This window comes from Klebsiella sp. BIGb0138 (assembly GCF_004342285.1).
Lineage (GTDB): Bacteria > Pseudomonadota > Gammaproteobacteria > Enterobacterales > Enterobacteriaceae > Klebsiella.
The window spans coordinates 430399-450995 of sequence record NZ_SMCV01000001.1 but is presented as its reverse complement, the minus strand read 5'-3'; the positions used below and the strand labels follow the sequence as shown (position 1 = coordinate 450995).

At 45.0% G+C, this 20597-nt stretch carries 13 protein-coding genes and 3 pseudogenes; 8 read left to right on the top strand and 8 right to left on the bottom strand.

Annotated features, from left to right (window positions below; translation table 11 throughout):
* Window positions 1–31: 31 nt before the first annotated feature.
* From EDF73_RS27600 to EDF73_RS02190, 6 genes and pseudogenes are all read right to left on the bottom strand, one after another.
* A pseudogene (locus tag EDF73_RS27600) lies at window positions 32–178 on the bottom strand (IS3 family transposase); the annotation flags it as partial.
* Window positions 179–436: 258 nt separating this feature from the next.
* Window positions 437–1052, bottom strand: a pseudogene (locus EDF73_RS02210) (integrase core domain-containing protein); the annotation flags it as partial.
* Between the two features lie 35 nt (window positions 1053–1087).
* The gene (locus EDF73_RS02205; protein WP_132725224.1) at window positions 1088–1486 is read right to left on the bottom strand and encodes a transposase; all 399 of its coding nucleotides are present in this window, start codon (window positions 1484–1486) and stop codon (window positions 1088–1090) included.
* Window positions 1487–1624: 138 nt separating this feature from the next.
* Window positions 1625–2116 (bottom strand): transposase, encoded by a 492-nt coding sequence (locus tag EDF73_RS02200; protein WP_165905621.1) that lies wholly within the window; start codon window positions 2114–2116, stop codon window positions 1625–1627.
* 50 nt (window positions 2117–2166) lie between these two features.
* Window positions 2167–2664 (bottom strand): annotated as a pseudogene (locus EDF73_RS02195) (transposase); the annotation flags it as partial.
* A 418-nt stretch (window positions 2665–3082) separates the two neighbouring features.
* On the bottom strand, window positions 3083–4165 hold the full coding sequence (locus tag EDF73_RS02190; protein WP_132725220.1) for an acyltransferase family protein: 1083 nt from the start codon (window positions 4163–4165) through the stop codon (window positions 3083–3085).
* 2042 nt (window positions 4166–6207) lie between these two features.
* On the opposite strand from EDF73_RS02190, the gene EDF73_RS02185 reads away from it, so the two are divergent.
* From EDF73_RS02185 to EDF73_RS02170, 4 genes are all read left to right on the top strand, one after another.
* Complete coding sequence (locus EDF73_RS02185) at window positions 6208–8814, top strand: DUF4214 domain-containing protein (protein WP_132725218.1); 2607 nt, start codon at window positions 6208–6210, stop codon at window positions 8812–8814.
* A gap of 270 nt (window positions 8815–9084) precedes the next feature.
* Window positions 9085–10824 (top strand): type I secretion system permease/ATPase, encoded by a 1740-nt coding sequence (locus tag EDF73_RS02180; protein ID WP_132725216.1) that lies wholly within the window; start codon window positions 9085–9087, stop codon window positions 10822–10824.
* An 83-nt stretch (window positions 10825–10907) separates the two neighbouring features.
* Window positions 10908–12239: an HlyD family type I secretion periplasmic adaptor subunit gene (locus EDF73_RS02175; protein WP_132725214.1), complete on the top strand. Its 1332-nt coding sequence runs from the start codon at window positions 10908–10910 to the stop codon at window positions 12237–12239.
* Between the two features lie 2 nt (window positions 12240–12241).
* Window positions 12242–13624, top strand: a complete 1383-nt coding sequence (locus EDF73_RS02170; protein WP_132725212.1) for a TolC family outer membrane protein — start codon at window positions 12242–12244, stop codon at window positions 13622–13624.
* A gap of 58 nt (window positions 13625–13682) precedes the next feature.
* On the opposite strand, the gene EDF73_RS02165 is transcribed toward EDF73_RS02170, so the two are convergent.
* Both EDF73_RS02165 and EDF73_RS02160 read right to left on the bottom strand, forming a co-directional pair.
* A complete protein-coding gene (locus EDF73_RS02165; protein WP_132725210.1) occupies window positions 13683–14687 on the bottom strand; it encodes an acyltransferase in 1005 nt (334 codons plus the stop codon).
* Window positions 14688–14982: 295 nt separating this feature from the next.
* Window positions 14983–15987 (bottom strand): NAD-dependent epimerase, encoded by a 1005-nt coding sequence (locus EDF73_RS02160; protein ID WP_132725208.1) that lies wholly within the window; start codon window positions 15985–15987, stop codon window positions 14983–14985.
* Between the two features lie 1146 nt (window positions 15988–17133).
* On the opposite strand from EDF73_RS02160, the gene rfbB reads away from it, so the two are divergent.
* From rfbB to rfbC, 4 genes are read left to right on the top strand one after another with little or no spacing between them, the layout of a single operon-like run.
* On the top strand, window positions 17134–18198 hold the full coding sequence (gene rfbB, locus EDF73_RS02155) for a dTDP-glucose 4,6-dehydratase (RefSeq protein WP_087848943.1): 1065 nt from the start codon (window positions 17134–17136) through the stop codon (window positions 18196–18198).
* A 12-nt stretch (window positions 18199–18210) separates the two neighbouring features.
* On the top strand, window positions 18211–19080 hold the full coding sequence (gene rfbA, locus EDF73_RS02150) for a glucose-1-phosphate thymidylyltransferase RfbA (protein ID WP_132725206.1): 870 nt from the start codon (window positions 18211–18213) through the stop codon (window positions 19078–19080).
* A 44-nt stretch (window positions 19081–19124) separates the two neighbouring features.
* Complete coding sequence (gene rfbD / locus EDF73_RS02145; protein ID WP_087848941.1) at window positions 19125–20015, top strand: dTDP-4-dehydrorhamnose reductase; 891 nt, start codon at window positions 19125–19127, stop codon at window positions 20013–20015.
* A 14-nt stretch (window positions 20016–20029) separates the two neighbouring features.
* Complete coding sequence (gene rfbC / locus EDF73_RS02140; RefSeq protein ID WP_087848940.1) at window positions 20030–20584, top strand: dTDP-4-dehydrorhamnose 3,5-epimerase; 555 nt, start codon at window positions 20030–20032, stop codon at window positions 20582–20584.
* Window positions 20585–20597: the final 13 nt, after the last annotated feature.

The window sequence follows — 20597 nt, the reverse complement described above, 5'->3', positions numbered from 1 at the left end:
TGTATGTTAAAATTTGTAGTTGCTCACAAAATCAAGACGCCGGAATAACCTGTTTCCATTTCTCTTCATGCAAGTAAGACGATAAATCGCGATTGTTCGTATGAGGGTGGTATGCGTTGTAATAACTATTTACCCTCTTGTTTATATCGCATTCCGAATGGCTTAAATCACCATGTCCGTCATTTATCTTGCTGATATTTGACAACCCGTTCGATAGCTTCGAGTTTGAACTTTGGAGAAAATGTGCGTTTGGTCCGACGAGTTTTGGTCATACATCACCTCATGTTCACTGTTTTAACATTAACAGCATTTCGAGGTGTCCTTAATTAGCCACTCACTACATACGCCTACTGATCCAGGATCCGCAGGCTTCCATTAGCCTGAAAACATCCTCACCTTTCAGCGATTTTCCAGCATGGGTGTAAGCATACCCATTTTAGTTCCACACACTTTTTGAGATTTCCGGTTTTCCGCCATCAGTCGGTACTCTTCCGGTATCAGGTTATTCAGGGATTCATGAGGCCGCTCGTTGTTATATTCACCTAGCCAACGCTCCGTAATCTCCCGGCCTTCATTCAGTGTCCTGAACACATAAAAATCCAGGATTTCTGTCCGGTACGTTCGGTTAAAACGCTCGATAAAAGCATTCAGTGTAGGCTTGCCCGGATTAATAAATTCCAGCAACACACCGTGTTCTTCTGCCTACTGTTCCAACGCCAGTTAGACCAGTTCTGGTCCGTTGTCCATCCGCATCTTCAGCGGGTATCCGTGGTTTGCCACGATCCTGTCCAGGACCCGGATGACACGCTGGCCGGGATATTCAGGTCGATTTCCATCGCCAGCGCTTCACGGTTAAAATCATCCACCACATTGAAGGTCCGGAAGCGTTTGCCACAGACCAGCGCATCGTGCATAAAATCGATAGATCAGCTCTAGTTTAACGCTTCCGGCGTCGCCAGCGGTGCAGGGTTACGGGCTGGCAGGCGCTGCTTTCCCTTACGACGAAAATTCAGTTTCAGCAGGCAGTAAATTCGTTGAACGCGTTTATCGTCTAATCAGTCAATATCAGGATATGATTTTTTACTTCTCAATTTACCGCTTTAAGCCGTTCATTATAAAAAGTCTCTGATTTCCACATACTCAGCATTAATGTTGTCAGTTTTCTCGCCAAAGAAACAATAACTTTCTTGTAGCCCATTCTGTGCCTGAGTTCATTTGCCCATATAGCCAGACTTGTATCCTTGCCATAGCGGGTCAGCAAGCAGGATGCTGCTTCATAGATAAGTGTGCGTGTCATTCTGTTGCGCTGTTTTGAAATTCCCCCATTCCTGTCCACCTCACCGTATTGGTACTTTTTGGGCGTTAAGCCGAGGAAAGCGCCAGCATCACTGACACGTCTGAAGCGCGAAGGGTCATCAATTGATGTTTTAAAGCTTAATGCCGTCAGAACGCCCACTCCCGGAACAGACAGTAATATCTGACACACAGGATCGTTTCGGGCAAGTTTATCAGCAGATAATTAAATTTTCTTATCTGGCCAGAAAGATGTTCCCACGTATCCAGCAGCATCATAACTGCAGGTTTAATGGTTTCCAGGGAAGGTGATGACTCAAGTACAGCACGCTCAAAAAACACTGTTTTTCCCCAGAGGAAGAACAACTCCAAATGTTTTCAGGAGCCCGCGGATCTGATTCGTGACAGCAACTCTGAGTTGAACCAATTTTTCCCGGCTGGTCAGAATGAGTCTTTGCTGATGGCATTCAAGGTTTTTGACATGTACCGGCTTATACCATCCAGAAAGAACCAGCCGGGCGATACCAAAAGCATCATTTTGCTCGGTTTTATTCAACTGCATCGACAAAGCGGCATGGACGTGCCTGGCGTGGACACAATCAATGTCCAGGCCAAAACTCTTGAGTGAATGGTAAAGCCATACGCAAAGCGGCCCTGTTTCCAGACCGACTTTTGACTTATCAAAACCTTCAGAAAAGAGATAATTAGCGACAACCCCAGGATGTGTATCGACGTTAACCATACGAATTTTATTGCCGTTATGGTCTATCACGCAAGTGCTTGTTTTATTGTGAGAAACATCAATTCCAACGAAAGTTTTCACGGCAGTCACCTCGGATATCACAGACTGGGATCGTATTAAGATTACAGCATGTGGTTCCAGGTATTGCCCTGCCTTCGCAGCAATTGAAACAGCTTCTTAAAACCGTATCGTGGATAGCGTTCCGCCAGCTCAGCCAGCGTCTGGATCACCGGTTCATCGCGTCGGGTATAGGGCTGGTAAAAATAGACCGTCCTGCTTAGCGATAACATCCTGCACGCCTGGCGTACGCTCATCGAAAACATCTCTTTCAGATAGCTGACGAGCTTACGCTTTATCGCTGGTTTTAAAGCGTTTTTTCTATGACGTCTTTTAATGCACGATTTTCCAGACTGAGATCGGCAAACATCTGTTTGAGTCGACGATTTTCGTCCTCAAGATCCTTCATTTTTTATATCGGAGGCGTCCATCCCACCGTACTTTGCTTTCCAGTTATAGTACGAGGCCTCCGATATCCCCGCTTCGCGGCAGACATCCTTGAGGGTATGTCCGGCTTCGACAGACTTCAGAACGACGATGATCTGGTGCTCAGTGAATCGGGCTTTGCGCATAACGATCTCCTCAGAGGACATAATCAGTATGTCGTAAGATCTCTAAAAGTGAATGGCTCGTTTAAGCGGGATGCTTACATGACTGCTTCTGATCTAATTTTTCGCTTATATGTATGAGAAAAGCAGTCTCGGTTATTACTTCAGTATCAACCAGGCCATTTTTTTGATTTGATAAAATATTTTACAAATGTTACCGGGACGATGTGGAGAATATTCCACAATCATTTTCGTTTCCCGCAAGCGAATGACAACCTAGACAGACTTCCATTCCAATCGTGGGCCGGCGCAAGCAGGTTAAATACTCAATAATAAAACGTTATAAACTATATTTTTGTGTGAATTAATTTACTGAGATTTGGATGCGAAAATAATACCGTGCATTATTAATAACATAGTGCACGGTATTAGAATGTTTAATTTACACTACCTTTTGAACGTTATTTATAACTAGTTTTGGGTGAGTAAATAATACTTTCCCAAATCCATTATTCAATAGTTTCCATACGAATAGAGAAAGTATGGTATACAGAAAAACTGATATAATAGGAAAGGCTACTCCCCATATTAATGAATAAGTTGTATTTTTGAACCAATAATCATCGATCCCAAGATGTAAGAAAGTAATGCCAAAAAATTCTACGAATATCCTATGTATGACATAAATTTGGAGCGTGTTTTTTCCGATCCAGTTTAACCATGACATGTTAAAGTTACTATTCAAGAATTTACATATAATTATGGAGGAGATAATTGCGGTTACGCATACAAATATATTTTTGCCAATTCCCAGTTTTATATTTATTAGAGCTAGTGTGATTATAAAAATCCATGGTATTATGTTTTTCTTTTTGAGTTCACTGTATCCAATAATAATTTCACTCAGATAAACTCCAATTACAAAAAACACCATATTTTGCGCAATACTGACTAATCCCCACCCTTCAATTAATCCGAGGCTTGAAACATAATTTAAAACTATCGCAATGACTATAATGAGGTATTTTTGGGTGTTAAAAAGCTTTGTAAAAAAAAAGTATCCTGCAAGGGCATAAAGATACCATAAGCTAGTCGATGCCTTGAAAAGAAATGTAAAAAAATCAATGGGAGAAGTGGCATATGCACTATTTTGAGCGTCAGATAACTGCATTCCTAATGGCTCAGTAATGATTTTCTTAATAAACAACCACTGTAAAATGCCCCATAAAATATAGAGATAGACAAGGTTAGATACTTTTTTGGTAAATACGTCCGCCCATTTTTTCTTCACTACCGAACTTGATGCGAGAAGCCCTGAAACAAAGAAAAATGCTGGCATCCTAAGTGGCGATACCGATTTATTGAAAAATTCCCACATTTTTGCAGGTAAAACACCACTCGACAAGTAATCGATAGATGGTATGAGCGTGGTTATTATCGAGTGATGAAGAATAACTAGAAGGATACAAGCTCCTTTCAGCGTATTTACCCATAAGATTGTACCACTTCTTTCTTGAGTAGACATATATATACCAAGATTTTTGACGGTAGCTAATAGCAGCTCCGCAATACTAGCATTGATAGACGATAATGAAGAAGATACTCAAATAGGTAAAGTAATGCAATGTGAAATCGGATAATTCTGTGGTGGTCTAGTGCATTTGGGATGTTACCAAGACATTAGGTTATTATTAATATGATAATAATCAATGTATTAGCTTGATTTTGTGCTATGGGAGCAGTGCGGAAAATGTATCACGAGTAGAGTAATAGTGGGACTTTATGCTTTGTCTCTGCAAGTCCCTGCATGGATTCAGCTAAATAATCATCAACAAATTACATCAGTATAGATGATTGATAAACTATGGATTTACCCTATGTATTGTATGGCTTTATCCTCACCTGAAGTTGTGATTACAAATTCAGTACCATGAGTGGTACCCTATGTGCTCTTTGGTGTGATATCCGCTGTGCTTGTTGTTTGCCATAGCCTAAGCTATTAACTATAACATGATTAACTGGTATTTTTTGTCAATATAGATGGTTGACTTTACTAAAAATTTGTGACGGAACATCGATTTTTTCGTGCAAGATGATAAGGCTGGCTTGCATCCCTGTTTTTTTGCCGTCTAGAGTCCCAACTGTACCTAAGATAACTTCGTATTACTCATACGTTTTATCTGGGAGTGTTTGGGTGGACAATAATGAATGCGGATTTTTTTGTTCCGTCAAACGTGGTTCACAGTGATGAAATGTATCTACGGTTTGAACTAAAGAGGTGGTCTGTTCAAATTGTTGTTGAGAGCTAACTGTAATAGCATATACTGTTGTATACCTACATCTGTTTTGGTGGAAAAAAAAGACCTTCATTTCTTTTATTCCGATATATATTTCTCCTTTATCAAAATTAACATCCCCCGAGAAAGTTCACCATGTCATTATCCGGTGTGAATCGCATTGGCCCGCAATAAGGTTGCTTGATATAGAATAATTTCCATCAGAGCATTTTACCACTTAGTATAGAAGTAAGTCTATTTGTACGCATCCCGTTAAAATGAGACCAGTCTAAACCGAAGTATCCAATCTTTTTTTTCACTTCACCGCGAGGCATATCCGTCATGAAAATGAAGAACAGGTTGCCTTTTCGCAGAAACAGGGCGAAATCGGTACCCGTGTGGAGGAAGTCTGCGGAAAGAAGCGGGGAAGTCCTTTTATAACGGGAAATTACTGAAGAGTCATGATGTGGTCAGCATTATGGAAGCTCTGCGGGGCTGGATAACTGCTCATTGGTAAGTATTCAGGCGGATAATGGTGGTGAATTTATCTCGAAAAGTCTCGATGAGCGGGGATTAGCACGTCGTGACAATGGACTTTTCCTATCGTAACAAACCGAGATTACCCATTTTCTTATTACTTAGTGTTGCTTGAGTGGCAAAAGAACTCTTTTTTTGTGCTGAGCTGATTCCAAAACTATGATTAAAATTAACTGATGTTCTATTTTTGTGTGTGATGCTATTTTCCCATGGAGTTAATTACTCTTTTTTTATATTTGTGGCTCCTTGAGCTGAACTATTTGTGATAGCCTAGGCTTGTTATAATGGTGCACATTGGATGAGGCTGCTGTAAATATATTTCACAGGCCTATTTAAAATGAGAGATTACTCGAAGGTTGTTGTGATATGGATCATAAATTATGAGCGATTTTTATGAAATTAACGTAGATTCAAAGGGGGGAATAAATTGCTAGTAGTATGATATATGTATCTCTATAGTTGGAATTTTAAATATATAAGTAATGATATAATGGTTATGTGTTCATCATTAAAATATTGCCATAATAAAATGGAGTTGTTTTTTTGGTTTTTTATGTTGCATTTTGTTTTTTTTTGGTTCTTTATTCTGATTGTCTGTCTTGTGTTGCTTTTTTGTTCTTTTTTGTTTCTTTTCGTTTGACGAGATGTAACTTACAGCTATTTCTTATTGTGCGGCAAGTGTTTTTGCACTAGCCCCCATGCTTAACTTGTCGTACGGGTTGAGTCAGGAGTGCTCAAAAGAGAGGGTTTAAAAATGGTTGCTCAGGTTTTACTCACACAGAAAGAAGTTGCTGCAATTCAATATGCCATTTTAGGGAAGGATACTTATACTACTGCTACTGCCTTTGACTCTATTGCTGGGCAATTTCGTGCAGGAACTCTTACGGAGGAAAGCTACATTGATAGTTTGATTAACTCATCTGCAGGGCAAACATTATATGCTGGCAAGTCAGACCTTGATATTTTAAAAGATGTTTACACCAAAATATATGGTAGTACGCCCAGTGACATAGAACTACAGACCTCCTTGGATGCTGGAAACTTAAACAGTGCAGTTGCAAATGCAATTAATACCCTATTGAATTATAATGGATTTGATGCAACTACCCTTACCGCTCAACAAACTTATGATGCCGCACTCAATAAGGTATTGTTTCAGGATTATGGTACTAGTACGTGGAACAGTTGGAGTAATGCATTATCATCCAAAGAGCAAGTTGCAGCTTCTTTTCTGACTTTGGCCGGTCGTTCCGCTGATATGACAGGTCTAGGTTTTTGGAGCAATGTGTTGGTTCAACAAGGGAAAACATTTGATTTTCTTCTTGGAAGACTGCTTAGTTCTTCCGAAGTACAGTCAAAAGGTGGTAATTTGACTGGTGATAATTATATTAATTATATTTATAAAGCAGTTTATGGTGTCGATGCGAATAGCACTGCGTTGGCAACTTATGGAGCTTTAGGTACTGATAAAACTGCAATTGCTCAAGCTATTATCAATGATCTTAGAAACTCTACGGCAACTGATAACATCACGGTTTCAAGTCTTCATGCTTTTGAAAATGCGATTGGTACCAGTTTGCTCTACAAAACAGGTGCCATCCTGACCGCAACACCAGGCGGCGGCAATGCTACTGGCACTGTCAACACAAACGCTAGTCATCAAATTAGCAATGCTGAAACGGCCGTTCTGACTAATGTTCAGCTCAATGCTAACGCGGCAACAACCGTCAATTTAAAATTTGCCGATCATCTGGCTAATCTTGAGATTGGTGGTGGCAGTGCGGCAACCGTTAACCTCTCTGATAATGGCGTGAATCCTGGCGTTAATATCACAGTCGACAACGGTAGCATCACGTTAAACGCCAGTTCTGGTGCAGATAAGGTACTGTTAACCACTGATGCGGTTGTTGCTTCAGCTACCGGTAAATTCAACCTGGGAACGGGTAATGATTCGCTGAAATGGTTGGGCAATGGAGTTTCTAACGGAGCAAACACGGTATCTACTGCTATTACGGCCAATGGCGGTGATGGCGTTGATACAATTTCCGCTAATTTAATCACTAAAAACGTTGTGATGTCAGGTAACGCCGTTACCCGTACAGCAACTATCAGCACCAACACTTCTCAGTTCACCAACTTTGAAAAACTGGATCTGGCCGGATATATTGGCAAGGCGACAGTAAGTTCAGGTTCTACCGCCGCGAACCACACCTTCGACTTTGGTATTCTGACGGGTAATGCGGTATCCGAGTCTAGTACTACTGGTCTGACTAACAACGTTGTACAGGCAGCAACATCAACCATTGGTTCCCAGGGCTTTGTCCTGTCTGGCCTTGCCGACCAGGTGCATGTAATTAATGCCGCTGGTGGCAACTCAGCACAACTGGAAGTCACGGGTAATGCAACTGCTGCTAGCAGCGTGGATATCACTTTCCTGCAAAACGCAACTAATCATTTTGATGTCAACTTCACTGCAACCAGTGATTCTGACATCAATGCTGGCTCTCTCTCGTTGATCAGCAGTAGTAGTTTGCTTGGTGGAACTGCGCTGTCTACAGTAAACATTGGCTCTGGTGGGACAGGCAATTTTGACAATGTTCTGTCACTAACAGGCGCGAATACACAGGTACAAACTATCAATGTGACTGGCGACCATGCTCTGAATCTGACGGTCGGTACAGGGTATAGCAACGTCCATGATATTAATGCTTCTACTAATACTGGCGGATTGAACCTGACATCCAATGTTGGCGGTACTGGTGATGGTATTCTTGTTCAGTTGTTGAATGCTTTACCGCTCAGCGGCGTAACGACCACGATCCTTAATTTGTTAGGATTAAATGGTGGTTACCATTTGAGTGTTGAAGGAACTTCAGTTGCTGATTCCTTCAATGTTGTTGGTAACACGGTTGTTACAGGGGGAACCGGCGAAAACCTGTATCAGCTGAAATCGAGCACCATTAATTCTGGGGTGACCATCTCCGACTTTAACAGTGGTAAAGATACCATTTTTGATACTGCCTCCGGTTTGACAATCAATAATGATACTTCGCACACAGCTATCGCTGATTATGGTACCCGAGCTACGGATGTGGTCGAGTCTTTGTTAGGTACCTTGGTTACTGGTATTGTTGGTGGTGTCGTTGGCCTACTGGGGCAAATTCTCGGTATTGGCAATAATGGCGATCTGACCTCTAAAGTTGGACTCGCATCCGTCGTCTGGGCTGATAACTCCCATGAGGCAAGTAACTACCTGATTATTGATAACAACAACGATCATACTTTGGATGCGAATGACACAGTTGTTTATCTGAATGGTCAGACGCACCAACAGTTGGTTGATACTCTGCACTATGCATAATTAAAGTTTTGCAAGTCTAAGTCTGTAAAAAAGCGGGGAGGGAAACCTCTCCGCTTTAATATTGTGATGTAACTCCTATTATTTCTATTTTATTAAACATTGTTTATTTTGTGGTTATCTTTGTGACTATAAAAAATATTGCTTTTGGCTTGATATTTAGGTCTTTTCCTATTTATATATAAGATATCTCCGGCCGGTGGTGAGTGCCAGATTCCCCTGTGTTTAGCAGGGGCACGTGGCTGAGGATACCCAAAAATTAAGGGAAAGAGAGTGGAACATTTTATACCGCGGAATGAAATCGCAGATGTAATTCGTACACGCAGCAAAATATTTTGGACTGTTGGTGTTTTTACTGCGTTCATCAACATATTAATGCTGGTACCCTCAATTTATATGCTCCAGGTCTACGACCGGGTGCTACCGTCAGGTAACGAAATTACGCTTTTAATGCTGACTTTGATCATGCTTGGCATGTTCGGGATGATGGCGTTGTTAGAGTATGCGCGTAGCATGGTGGTTATTCGCATAGGTTCTCAGCTGGATATGCGTTTGAATTCGCGAGTTTACACCGCTGCGTACGAAGAGAATCTGAAGAATAAGTCAGCCGATGCCGGGAACATGTTGAATGATTTGACCAATGTGCGTCAGTTTCTGACCGGGAACGCGCTGTTTGCCTTTTTTGATGCCCCATGGTTTCCCATCTATCTTCTGGTGATTTTCCTTTTCAATCCTTGGCTCGGCTTGTTTGCTCTCATTGGTTCGTTGCTATTGGTTGCTTTGGCCGTCGTCAATGAAATGGTTTCAAAAAAACCATTGTCCGAGGCCAGCAAGCTGGCATTGCAGTCAGGGAGTCTGGCAAGTACTAATTTGCGCAATGCCGAAGTGATTGAAGCTCTGGGTATGCTACCTAACATAAAGCGCCGTTGGTACGAACTACATCAGAGATTTCTTAATAGCCAGCGCATTGCCAGTGAAAGAGCAAGCAGCGTAACGTCTATCACTAAATTTGTTCGCCTGTCATTGCAATCACTTGTTCTGGGTCTGGGGGGATGGTTAGCGATCGATGGTCATATTACTCCTGGGATGATGATTGCTGGCTCCATTCTTATGGGTAGAACGCTCGCACCTATTGAGCAAGTGATTAACGTCTGGAAAAGCTGGAGTTCAGCAAAGCTTTCCTACCAGCGCCTGGTGAAATTACTTGAGCAAAATCCACCGCGCGGTACAAACATGTCTTTACCCGCTCCGGAGGGGGCCCTCTCTGTCGAGAATGTTTCCGCGACGCCTCCTGGCTCTCAGGGTGAAGCAGTGTTGCATAATGTTTCGTTTTCAATCCAGCCTGGCGATGTCCTCGGGATTATTGGCCCAAGCGCTTCTGGGAAATCGACGCTGGCACGTTTAATGGTGGGTATCTGGCCAGTCGGTGAGGGAATTGTACGCCTGGATAATGCGGATATTTATCAGTGGAACAAAGACGAACTCGGTCCCTACATCGGTTATTTACCACAGGATATTGAATTATTTGCCGGTACAATTGCTGAGAATATTGCTCGATTCAGCGAGGTCGATGCCGAAAAAGTGATTGATGCAGCCAGGCTTGCTGGCGTGCATGAACTCATTTTACGTTTTCCGCACGGATATGACACCGTAATCGGTAATAGTGGGGCCGGTCTGTCGGGTGGACAAAAACAGCGTATTGGCCTTGCCCGCGCATTGTACGGCGATCCATCATTAATTGTTCTCGATGAGCCTAACTCTAACCTTGATGATGCCGGAGAGCTAGCGTTGAACCAGGCGATTGCCTTACTAAGGCAACGTAAAAAAACGGTGGTACTCATTACTCATCGTACCAATCTGCTGTCGATGACCAGCAAGTTACTATTACTGGTTAGCGGTAAGGTGAACGCTTTTGGGCCGACTAATCAGGTGCTGCAGGCTCTGGCGAATGCGCAAAAAGCTCAGGCCGCGCAGCAACAGGCTGCGCATGCGGTGAACAGCGATATACATTAAGGCAATAATCCGGAAGCACCAATTAACCAAAACGCGATCTTGCCGGCGGAAGATATTCGCCGTTAGTAGTCGAAGGAGTGGGTATGTCTGTGCAGGTCAATATACCGCAGGGAAATAATGCTGAGCAATCATCGACGGATGAACGCAAGTTTACTCGTCTGGGGTGGCTGGTTATTGGCATTGGTTTGGTGGGGTTTTTTATGTGGGCGAGTCTGGCGCCGCTGGATAAAGGTGTCGCATCACCCGGGTCTGTTACAGTTTCAGGGAACCGTAAAACAATTCAATCCCCAGCAGGGGGGGTTGTCAGAAAAATAGATGTAAAAGAAGGGGATAAAGTTAAGGCTGGCGAAGTGTTGGTGCAAATGAGTCAGGTCCAGGCGCAGGCGCAGGTCGACTCCTTAAAAGACCAATATTACACCACTCTGGCTACTGAAGGTCGTTTACTGGCGGAACGGGATAATCTGAGCAAGATTCGCTTTTCACCCGTTTTTGATACTCTCAAAGATGATCCGCGGGTCGCGGAAATTATTGCTCTGCAGGTACAACTTTTTTCTTCTCGCCAGCAAGCCCTGCGCAGCGAAGTTGATGGCTTTAAACAATCGATAGATGGCATTCGTTTTCAGTTAAAGGGGTTGCAGGACTCCCGTGCTAACAAACAAATCCAGTTGGGCAGTATCCGTGAACAAATGAGTAGCATGAAGCAGCTGGCTACTGAGGGCTATTTACCGAGAAACCGCTATCTGGAGGCACAACGTCAGTTTGCAGAAATTAATAGTAGCATTGACGAAACGATAGGGCGTATTGGACAACTCCAGAAGCAACTCCTCGAATCGCAGCAACGTATCGATCAACGCTATGCTGATTATCAACGCGAAGTCAGAACCCAACTTGCACAAACCCAAATGGATGCCAATGATTTCAAGAATAAGCTTGAAATGGCAAATTATGATCTTGGCAATACTTCCATCGTTTCCCCGGTTGACGGCACTGTTGTAGGGTTGAGCATCTTTACCCAGGGTGGCGTAGTAGGTGCAGGGGACCACCTGATGGATATTGTGCCAAGTGAAGCTTCTCTTGTGGTTGATTCCCGGCTCAAAGTAGAAATGATTGACAAAGTCTATAGCGGTCTGCCTGTTGAGTTAATGTTTACTGCATTTAATCAGAACAAAACCCCAAAAATACCGGGAACCGTTACATTGATTTCTGCCGACCGTTTGGTTGATAAGGGGACCGGGGAACCTTATTACCAGATGCAGGTAACGGTGACACCTGAAGGACTCAAAATGCTGAGCGGCGCGGATATCAAACCGGGTATGCCAGTAGAAGTATTCGTCAAAACAGGGTCACGTTCATTGCTGAGCTATTTGTTCAAGCCAATTTTAGATCGCGCTCATACATCATTGACTGAGGAATAATCTTGATTCAGGTTAAACGGCAGATTTATGGTCTGGCCATAAGTTCATTGACGCTTATGATCTCTGCACCTGCTTATTCGTTAGGGATTCTGGATGCATACTCCCTGGCTCTGGAGAAAGATCCAACTTTTCAGGCTGCAATTAAAGAAAAAGAGGCAGGGAATGAAACTGAGAACATCGGTAGAGCCGGTCTTTTACCGAAGGTTTCTTTGAATTACCAAAATGCTCCTCGTAACTGGCAAACACAAAAATACCAGGCGAGTGATATTTTTGGCAACGTCAGTGATGTGACAAAACGACAGCAATACCGGAGTTATGCGGGGTCAGTGACATTGACTCAACCTCTTTTTGATTATGAGGCATATGCAAAATATAAATCCGGTGTTGCACAATCTCTGATGGCGGATGAAAAGTACCGTGGGAAATATCTTGATCTGGCCGTGCGTGTGATTACGGCCTATGTCGGGGTGGCCTACGCCAAAGATCAAATCGCTTTAGCCGAGGCGCAAAGGGAGGCTTATAAAGAGCAGTTAGCACTGAACGATCGTTTGGTCAGTGCCGGTGAGGGAACCGTCACTGATGTCGCTGAGACCCAGGCTCGTTATAGCCTGGCGGAGGCCCAGCTTATAGAAGCTCGGGATGCATTAGATTCCGCACAGCGTGACCTTGAGGTGATTATCGGTATTCCTCTTGAGCAACTGGACGATCTCCAGACTCTGCGTGCCGGTAAATTTCAGGTGAGACCGTTACAACCCACCAAATTTGAGGACTGGCAGCAGATTGCCATGAAGCAAAATCCGCTTCTTATGTCATCCCGACATGGTGTTGATGCCGCCAAATATGAGGTGGAAAGAAACCGCGCAGGTTTTATGCCACAGGTTCAGCTCTATGCTTCGCATTCAGAGAATGATTCTAGCAGTGACAACACGGTAAATCAGAAATACCGAACGGATAGTATTGGCGTACAAGTGAGTATGCCTATCTATTCAGGGGGCGGAGTTGCAGCATCAACCCGGCAGGCGGCGGCGCGTTATGGCCAGGCAAAGTATGAGCTGGATGCGCAAGTGGGTAGTGTTATTAATGACTTACGTAAGCAGTTTAATTTGTGTATCAGTAGCCAGGCGAAGCTTCTTGCTTATGATTATGCGGTTAAATCAGCGACAACTCAGGTTGAGGCAACGCGTAAAAGTGTTCTTGCGGGCCAGCGTGTGAACGTTGATGTTCTGAACGCCGAACAGCAACTTTATAGCGCACGGCGGGATCTTGCTGAAGCGAAGTACACTTACATTAAATCATGGATCTCACTGCTTAGTGACTCCGGAACTTTGAGTGAAAAGGATATTTCTCAAGTGGCAGGGTATTTTTCTTCACAGCGTGTAAATTAGGGCTTGTAGAATAAAACTAGCCAGTCCATATTCTGGCTAGTTTTAATATATTATATTCTTAACTCGACATTTTCTTTTTTCGAGGGAATGAGAATAAAAAATTTATATTATACCTCTTTGTAAAGAAGTAGACAGCTACCGGCGCTATAATACCAATGGAAATGCCTGTAATAATATGGATGTACCAATTCTGTATGTGCAGGAATTTGCTGAGTATTATTCTTGTACCACTTGCCGATAAAATATGTAGCAAATATATTACCATACTCAGAGTACCTATGGTCTCTAATGTATGTATTTTTATTTTCTCAAGTTGCATTGATAACAATGTGATGAAAGTTATACCAATTGTCGCTAGAGCAAATGTGAATAACCCGGTATCCATATAAATCAACCCCAATTTGATGTGGAAGATGTATTGCGCAATACCGAAAATTAAAAATATTAGCAATAAAGATCCCCATCCAGAGTTTATTTTTTCGGTCAGCGATAATTTATGATATATACAGCCCATAAAAAAGAAGATAATATAGTTTGTGATGTAATTAATATGAAACGATGTTCCAGTTGCATTGCTGAATATGTAGATGACAAAGGATAATAAAATGATAAGTGGAAGTGATTTTGAAAAGCTATCTCTTTTATAAATTAATGCAGCAACAATAAATATCATTAGTAAAGCATAAAGAAACCAAAATTGAGCTCTTGGATAGATAAGAAAAGAAAGGACATCAGTAAGTTCAGTTTTAGAATTGGTATACTTTGAAAGAATAACTTCAATCCCGCCTTGGAAAAGGGACCATAGAACATATGGATAAAATATTGTATCAATTTTATCTATGAAGAATGATTTCTTACCTTTTCTGTCTATTGATTTTACGAAGAAAAGACCGGATAAAAAGAAAAAAAGCGGCATGTGAAAAGTATAAATAATACTATCGAATAAAGTATAAAATTGCTTTGAAATGTAGATTCCGGAACTATAGAGACCTCTGTTAACATGGCCTGCCACGACTAAAATGATTCCTAGCGCCTTGGCATAGTCGACCCATACTTCTCTCATTTTTTCACCTGTCATTTAAAATTATGCTAGATAAATTTCTTTGATTATCATTTTTAATTTTCTTATCGTCAATACATAAATCGCATTAAGTCCTACATATTATAAGGCTTTTGTCTATGGTTACAGGATTAGAAACAACATTGTTAACCCCTAATATAATTAGTGACCACAAAAATGACAGGGAATTTCTGGTGGTTAGTATGATGAGTTAGTTTGGTTTATTAAACATAGCTTGAGTAACATTAATAAGAATAAGAGCCTATATACTGCAGGCCCTTATTCTTTAAAACACCAGTCAGGCGCGATAGAACTCTCGATACCAATCCACGAAGTTCTTCACGCCATCCTTGACCGACGTCTGCGGTTTAAAGCCAACCAGATCATACAGCGGCTTCGTGTCTGCGCTGGTTTCCAGCACATCTCCCGGCTGGATCGGCATCATGTTTTTCTCAGCGATCATTCCCAGAGCCTCTTCGAGAGCGGTGATGTAATCCATCAGCTCGACCGGCGAACTGTTGCCGATATTATAAACGCGGTAGGGCGCCGAGCTGGTGGCCGGCGAGCCATTCTCTACGCTCCACTCCGGATCCGGCTGCGGAATGACATCCTGCACGCGAATAATCGCTTCCACGATGTCATCGATATAGGTGAAGTCGCGCTTCATCTTACCGTAGTTGTAGACATCGATACTCTTACCTTCCAGCATCGCCCTGGTAAATTTGAACAGCGCCATGTCCGGGCGTCCCCACGGGCCATATACGGTGAAGAAGCGTAAACCGGTGGTCGGGATGCCATAGAGATGGGAATAGGTATGTGCCATCAGTTCATTGGCTTTTTTGGTTGCCGCATACAGCGAGACCGGATGGTCGACCGAATCGTCGGTTGAAAAAGGCATTTTGCGGTTCAGGCCATACACCGAACTGGAAGAGGCGTACAGCAGGTGCTGTACCTTGTTATGCCGGCAGCCTTCCAGAATGTTCAGGTAACCGATCAGGTTGGCATCGGCATAGGCATGCGGATTTTCCAGCGAGTAGCGCACGCCGGCCTGCGCAGCCAGGTGGATCACGCGGTCAAATTTCTCGCTCACGAAAAGCTCAGCCATGCCTTCCCGATCGGCAAGATCGATTTTGTGGAAGCTGAACAGGGGGGATTGCAGTAAATCCAGGCGAGACTGCTTGAGATTGACATCGTAGTAATCGTTCATGTTGTCGATGCCAACAACCTCGTGGCCCGCCTCCAGAAGGCGCTGACTGGTATGAAAGCCGATGAATCCTGCGGCTCCAGTGACTAAAAACTTCATATTCATCCTCCGGGTTTGTTGTTCCCCGCTATATATAATGGCTGATTTTACACTGGCTTGCCGTAGGGGTCATCTGCTTTACCGTTGCTGAATATAAGCATGAGCCGTGGAAACAGCCCGTTCATCTATGTATAACGCCTGTTTTATGAGCGTCAGCGGTGTGGTGTTTTATTGGAAATAGCAATCATTATCATTTTAAATAAGTTAGCACAATAATAGTCCCTGATGTTTTTACGCTAGTTAATATTCCCGTTTCATGGCGCCAGCCAGGTCCGTTGAAAAGTGTGTAACGTCTGTTCATATTGTATCCGTTTATATATTTTCCGAACGTTTCCTGAAAAACCATTCGTCATTACTATATCAATTGTTTGTCAGTATGATTGTTTTTTGTTTTAAATCAGTGTGTTGTACGTTGATTGCTTAAGTGTTCAAATAATGTCTCGCGGATGCTTAATTTTTACCAGAACGGATTCATCATGCTTTTTCATTTTTATTCTTACAGACCGGGGCTATAATGCGCGCGTAATTCATCTGTGGCACGAATGCATTATTGAGACAGATCAACATTTGGCCCCAACAGAGCATCGGCTGAGTGGCATCATAGAAGGCGGAGTCAATCCGCTATAAAGAAGAAATGATTCGCGGAGCGTTGCCATTTCCTCTGGGTTATCGTTGTTGAGCGATTTTGATGTCATCTCAGTAACGCCTGGTTACCGGTGGGTGGTGTTTACTCCATGGTTTTAAGCATCGTTCTGTTCCTGTGGCCCGGCTTGTCGCGAGACCGCTGAGCAAATGAGAAAGTCCTGATGGATAGCATGAGGAAAAATGGCGAAAGTAATGGGATCATTCTGCCATTTGAACTGTAGAGGGCAAGTCTGAAAACAGAGCTATGTCTGCTGATATACCTCTGTTTTTCGCTTTTTTGCGCCGGGCTGACTAGTCTGCTTGTATAGGGGGGAGCTTCACCGCAGAGGCCGGCGGGCAGCAGATGAGTGTTGTACCGTCCTGTCATCGTGCAGCCGGGTGCCATGAATACAGTCTGGTAGCGTTACGCGCTTTGGTTGCGATAGCCAATGGCGGTAGCGTGTTTGAAATTTAAGATATGTGCCCGAGTGGCATTTAACTCATTGAAAAACGAGAGAGAGTATGAAGATCCTTGTCACCGGTGGCGCCGGGTTTATTGGTTCTGCCGTTGTTCGTCATATTATTGAGAATACCCAGGATGACGTACGCGTTGTGGACTGCCTGACCTATGCAGGTAATCTCGAGTCTCTGGCCTCAGTAGCCGATAATGAACGCTATTCTTTCTCGCGTACGGATATCACCGACGCCCAGGGTATTGCAGAGCAGTTCAGTGAGTTTCAGCCTGATATCGTGATGCATCTGGCGGCAGAAAGTCATGTCGATCGTTCCATTGACGGCCCGGCAGCCTTTATCCAGACCAACCTTATCGGTACCTTCACGCTGCTGGAAGCTGCCCGTCAGTACTACGCCTCGCTGAATGAGGCGCGCAAAAAAAGTTTCCGCTTCCACCATATTTCAACAGATGAAGTCTATGGCGATCTGGAAGGTACTGACGACTTATTCACCGAAGAGACGCCATACGCCCCGAGCAGTCCTTACTCCGCCTCTAAAGCCGGGAGTGACCATCTGGTGCGTGCCTGGAACCGCACCTACGGTCTGCCGGTGGTGGTGACCAACTGTTCGAACAACTACGGTCCCTATCATTTCCCGGAAAAACTGATCCCGTTGACCATCCTTAACGCGCTGGCGGGCAAACCGCTGCCGGTTTATGGCAACGGCCAGCAAATTCGTGACTGGCTGTACGTGGAAGATCACGCCCGGGCGCTGTACAAAGTGGCCACCGAAGGTCAAAACGGTGAAACCTACAACATCGGTGGTCATAACGAACGTAAAAATATCGATGTGGTGAAAACCATTTGCGCCATTCTCGATAAGGTTGTTGAGAAGAAGCCGGGCAACATCAGCCATTTCGCTGAGCTGATCACCTTCGTGACCGACCGTCCAGGCCATGACCTGCGCTATGCGATTGATGCGGCAAAAATTGCGCGCGATCTCGGCTGGGTACCGCAGGAAACTTTCGAAAGCGGGATTGAGAAAACGGTCCGCTGGTATCTGGATAACCCGACGTGGTGGCAGCGCGTGCTGGACGGCTCCTATGCCGGTGAACGCCTGGGTCTGAATAACTAAAGGAACCGCAGAATGAAAGGTATTGTTCTCGCCGGGGGCTCCGGAACCCGCCTGTATCCGATTACGCAGGGCGTGTCCAAACAGCTGCTGCCGATTTACGATAAACCGATGATTTACTATCCGGTGTCGGTGCTGATGCTGGCCGGTATCCGGGACATCCTGATTATCACCACGCCGGAAGATATGCCGGCCTTCCAGCGTCTGCTGGGGGATGGCTCCCAGTTCGGCGTCAATTTCTCTTACGCTATTCAGCCTTCTCCGGACGGTCTGGCTCAGGCCTTTATCATCGGTGAAGAGTTCATCGGGAATGATGCCTGTGCATTAGTGCTGGGCGATAACATCTACTTCGGGCAAAGCTTCGGTAAGAAACTGGAAACGGCAGCGAGTAAAACCTCCGGGGCCACCGTCTTTGGCTATCAGGTCCTCGATCCGGAACGGTTTGGCGTGGTCGAGTTTGACGAAAACTTCACCGCGCTATCGATTGAAGAGAAGCCGCTGAAGCCAAAATCTAACTGGGCGGTGACCGGGCTCTACTTCTATGACAATGACGTTGTAGCAATGGCGAAAACGGTGAAACCTTCCGCACGTGGCGAGCTGGAAATTACCACCCTCAACCAGATGTATCTGGAACGCGGCGATCTGCAGGTTGAGCTGCTGGGCCGCGGTTTTGCCTGGCTGGATACCGGCACCCATGACAGCCTGATTGAGGCCTCGCAGTTCATTCACACCATTGAGAAGCGTCAGGGGATGAAAGTGGCCTGCCTGGAAGAGATCGCCTTCCGTAATAAATGGCTGTCTGCTGAAGGGGTTGCGGCCCAGGCCGAACGACTGAAGAAAACGGAATATGGCCGTTATCTGAACATGTTGATTAACGAACGTTAATGCCTCTCCGCGTGCGAAGTAACAATAATACAGAGTATTCGTTTATGAAGATTTTACTTATTGGGAAAAATGGTCAGGTTGGCTGGGAGCTGCAGCGTTCGCTCTCCACCCTGGGTGAAGTGGTCGCCGTTGACTATTTCGATAAGGAACTGTGTGGCGATCTGACGGATCTCGCCGGGATTGCGCAAACCGTCCGCCAGGTTAAACCGGATGTGATTGTCAATGCGGCAGCCCATACGGCGGTGGATAAAGCGGAAAGCGAGCGCGAGCTGTCCGATCTGTTGAATGACAAAGGCGTGGCGGTGCTGGCGGAAGAGTCAGCGAAGCTGGGTGCCCTGATGGTGCATTACTCCACCGATTATGTCTTCGACGGCGAGGGGGATCATTACCGCCTCGAGGACGAAGCCACCGGGCCGCTGAATGTTTATGGCGAAACAAAGCGTGCCGGGGAACTGGCGCTGGCGCAGGCCAATCCGCGCCATCTGATTTTCCGTACCAGCTGGGTCTATGCCACCCGCGGCGCAAACTTTGCCAAAACGATGCTGCGCCTGGCCGGTGAAAAAGAGACGCTGTCGATTATTAACGATCAGCACGGTGCGCCGACCGGGGCTGAACTGCTGGCAGACTGTACCGCTATCGCCATCCGTGAAGAGTGGCGCAATAAAGCGGTTGCCGGAACCTACCACCTGGTCGCCAGCGGGGAAACCAGCTGGTATGACTATGCCCGTTTTGTCTTTGATGTCGCGCGTGCCAACGGCGCTCAGCTGGCGATCAAGGAGGTGAACGGGATCCCGACGACGGCCTGGCCGACGCCGGCGAAACGCCCGTTGAATTCGCGTCTGTCGAATGAAAAGTTCCAGCGGGTATTTGGCGTGACGATCCCGGACTGGCGTCAGGGCGTTGAACGGGTGGTTGTTGAAGTTTCAGGTAAGTAGGTGAGTACAGCAGCATGAATATTATTAAAACTGACATTCCGGAAGTCTTAATCTGCGAGCCGCGAGTCTTTGGCGATGCGCGCGGATTTTTCTTTGAAAGCTTCAGCAGCAAGGTGTTTGATGAGGCGGTAGGTCGCAAGGTGGAGTTTGTGCAGGATAACCATTCGCAGTCGCAAAAGGGCGTTTTACGCGGCCTGCACTACCAGCTGGCCCCTCATGCACAGGGCAAACTGGTGCGCTGCGTGGAAGGTGAAGTCTTTGATGTGGCGGTGGATGTCCGTCGTTCCTCACCGACCTTTGGTCAGTGGGTCGGCGTCGTACTCAGTGCGGAAAATAAGCGTCAGCTGTGGATCCCGGAAGGGTTTGCCCATGGTTTTCTCGCGCTGAGCGACACGGTGCAGTTTGTCTACAAGGCAACCAATTACTATGCCCCGCAGTCTGAGCGTAGTATTCGCTGGGATGACCCGCAGATTAATATTAAGTGGCCCGATCTGAATGGCTGCGCGCTTTCATTGTCAGAGAAAGATATGCAGGCGCATACATTAGCAACCGCTGAAGTTTATGCCTGACAGGAAGCCATTT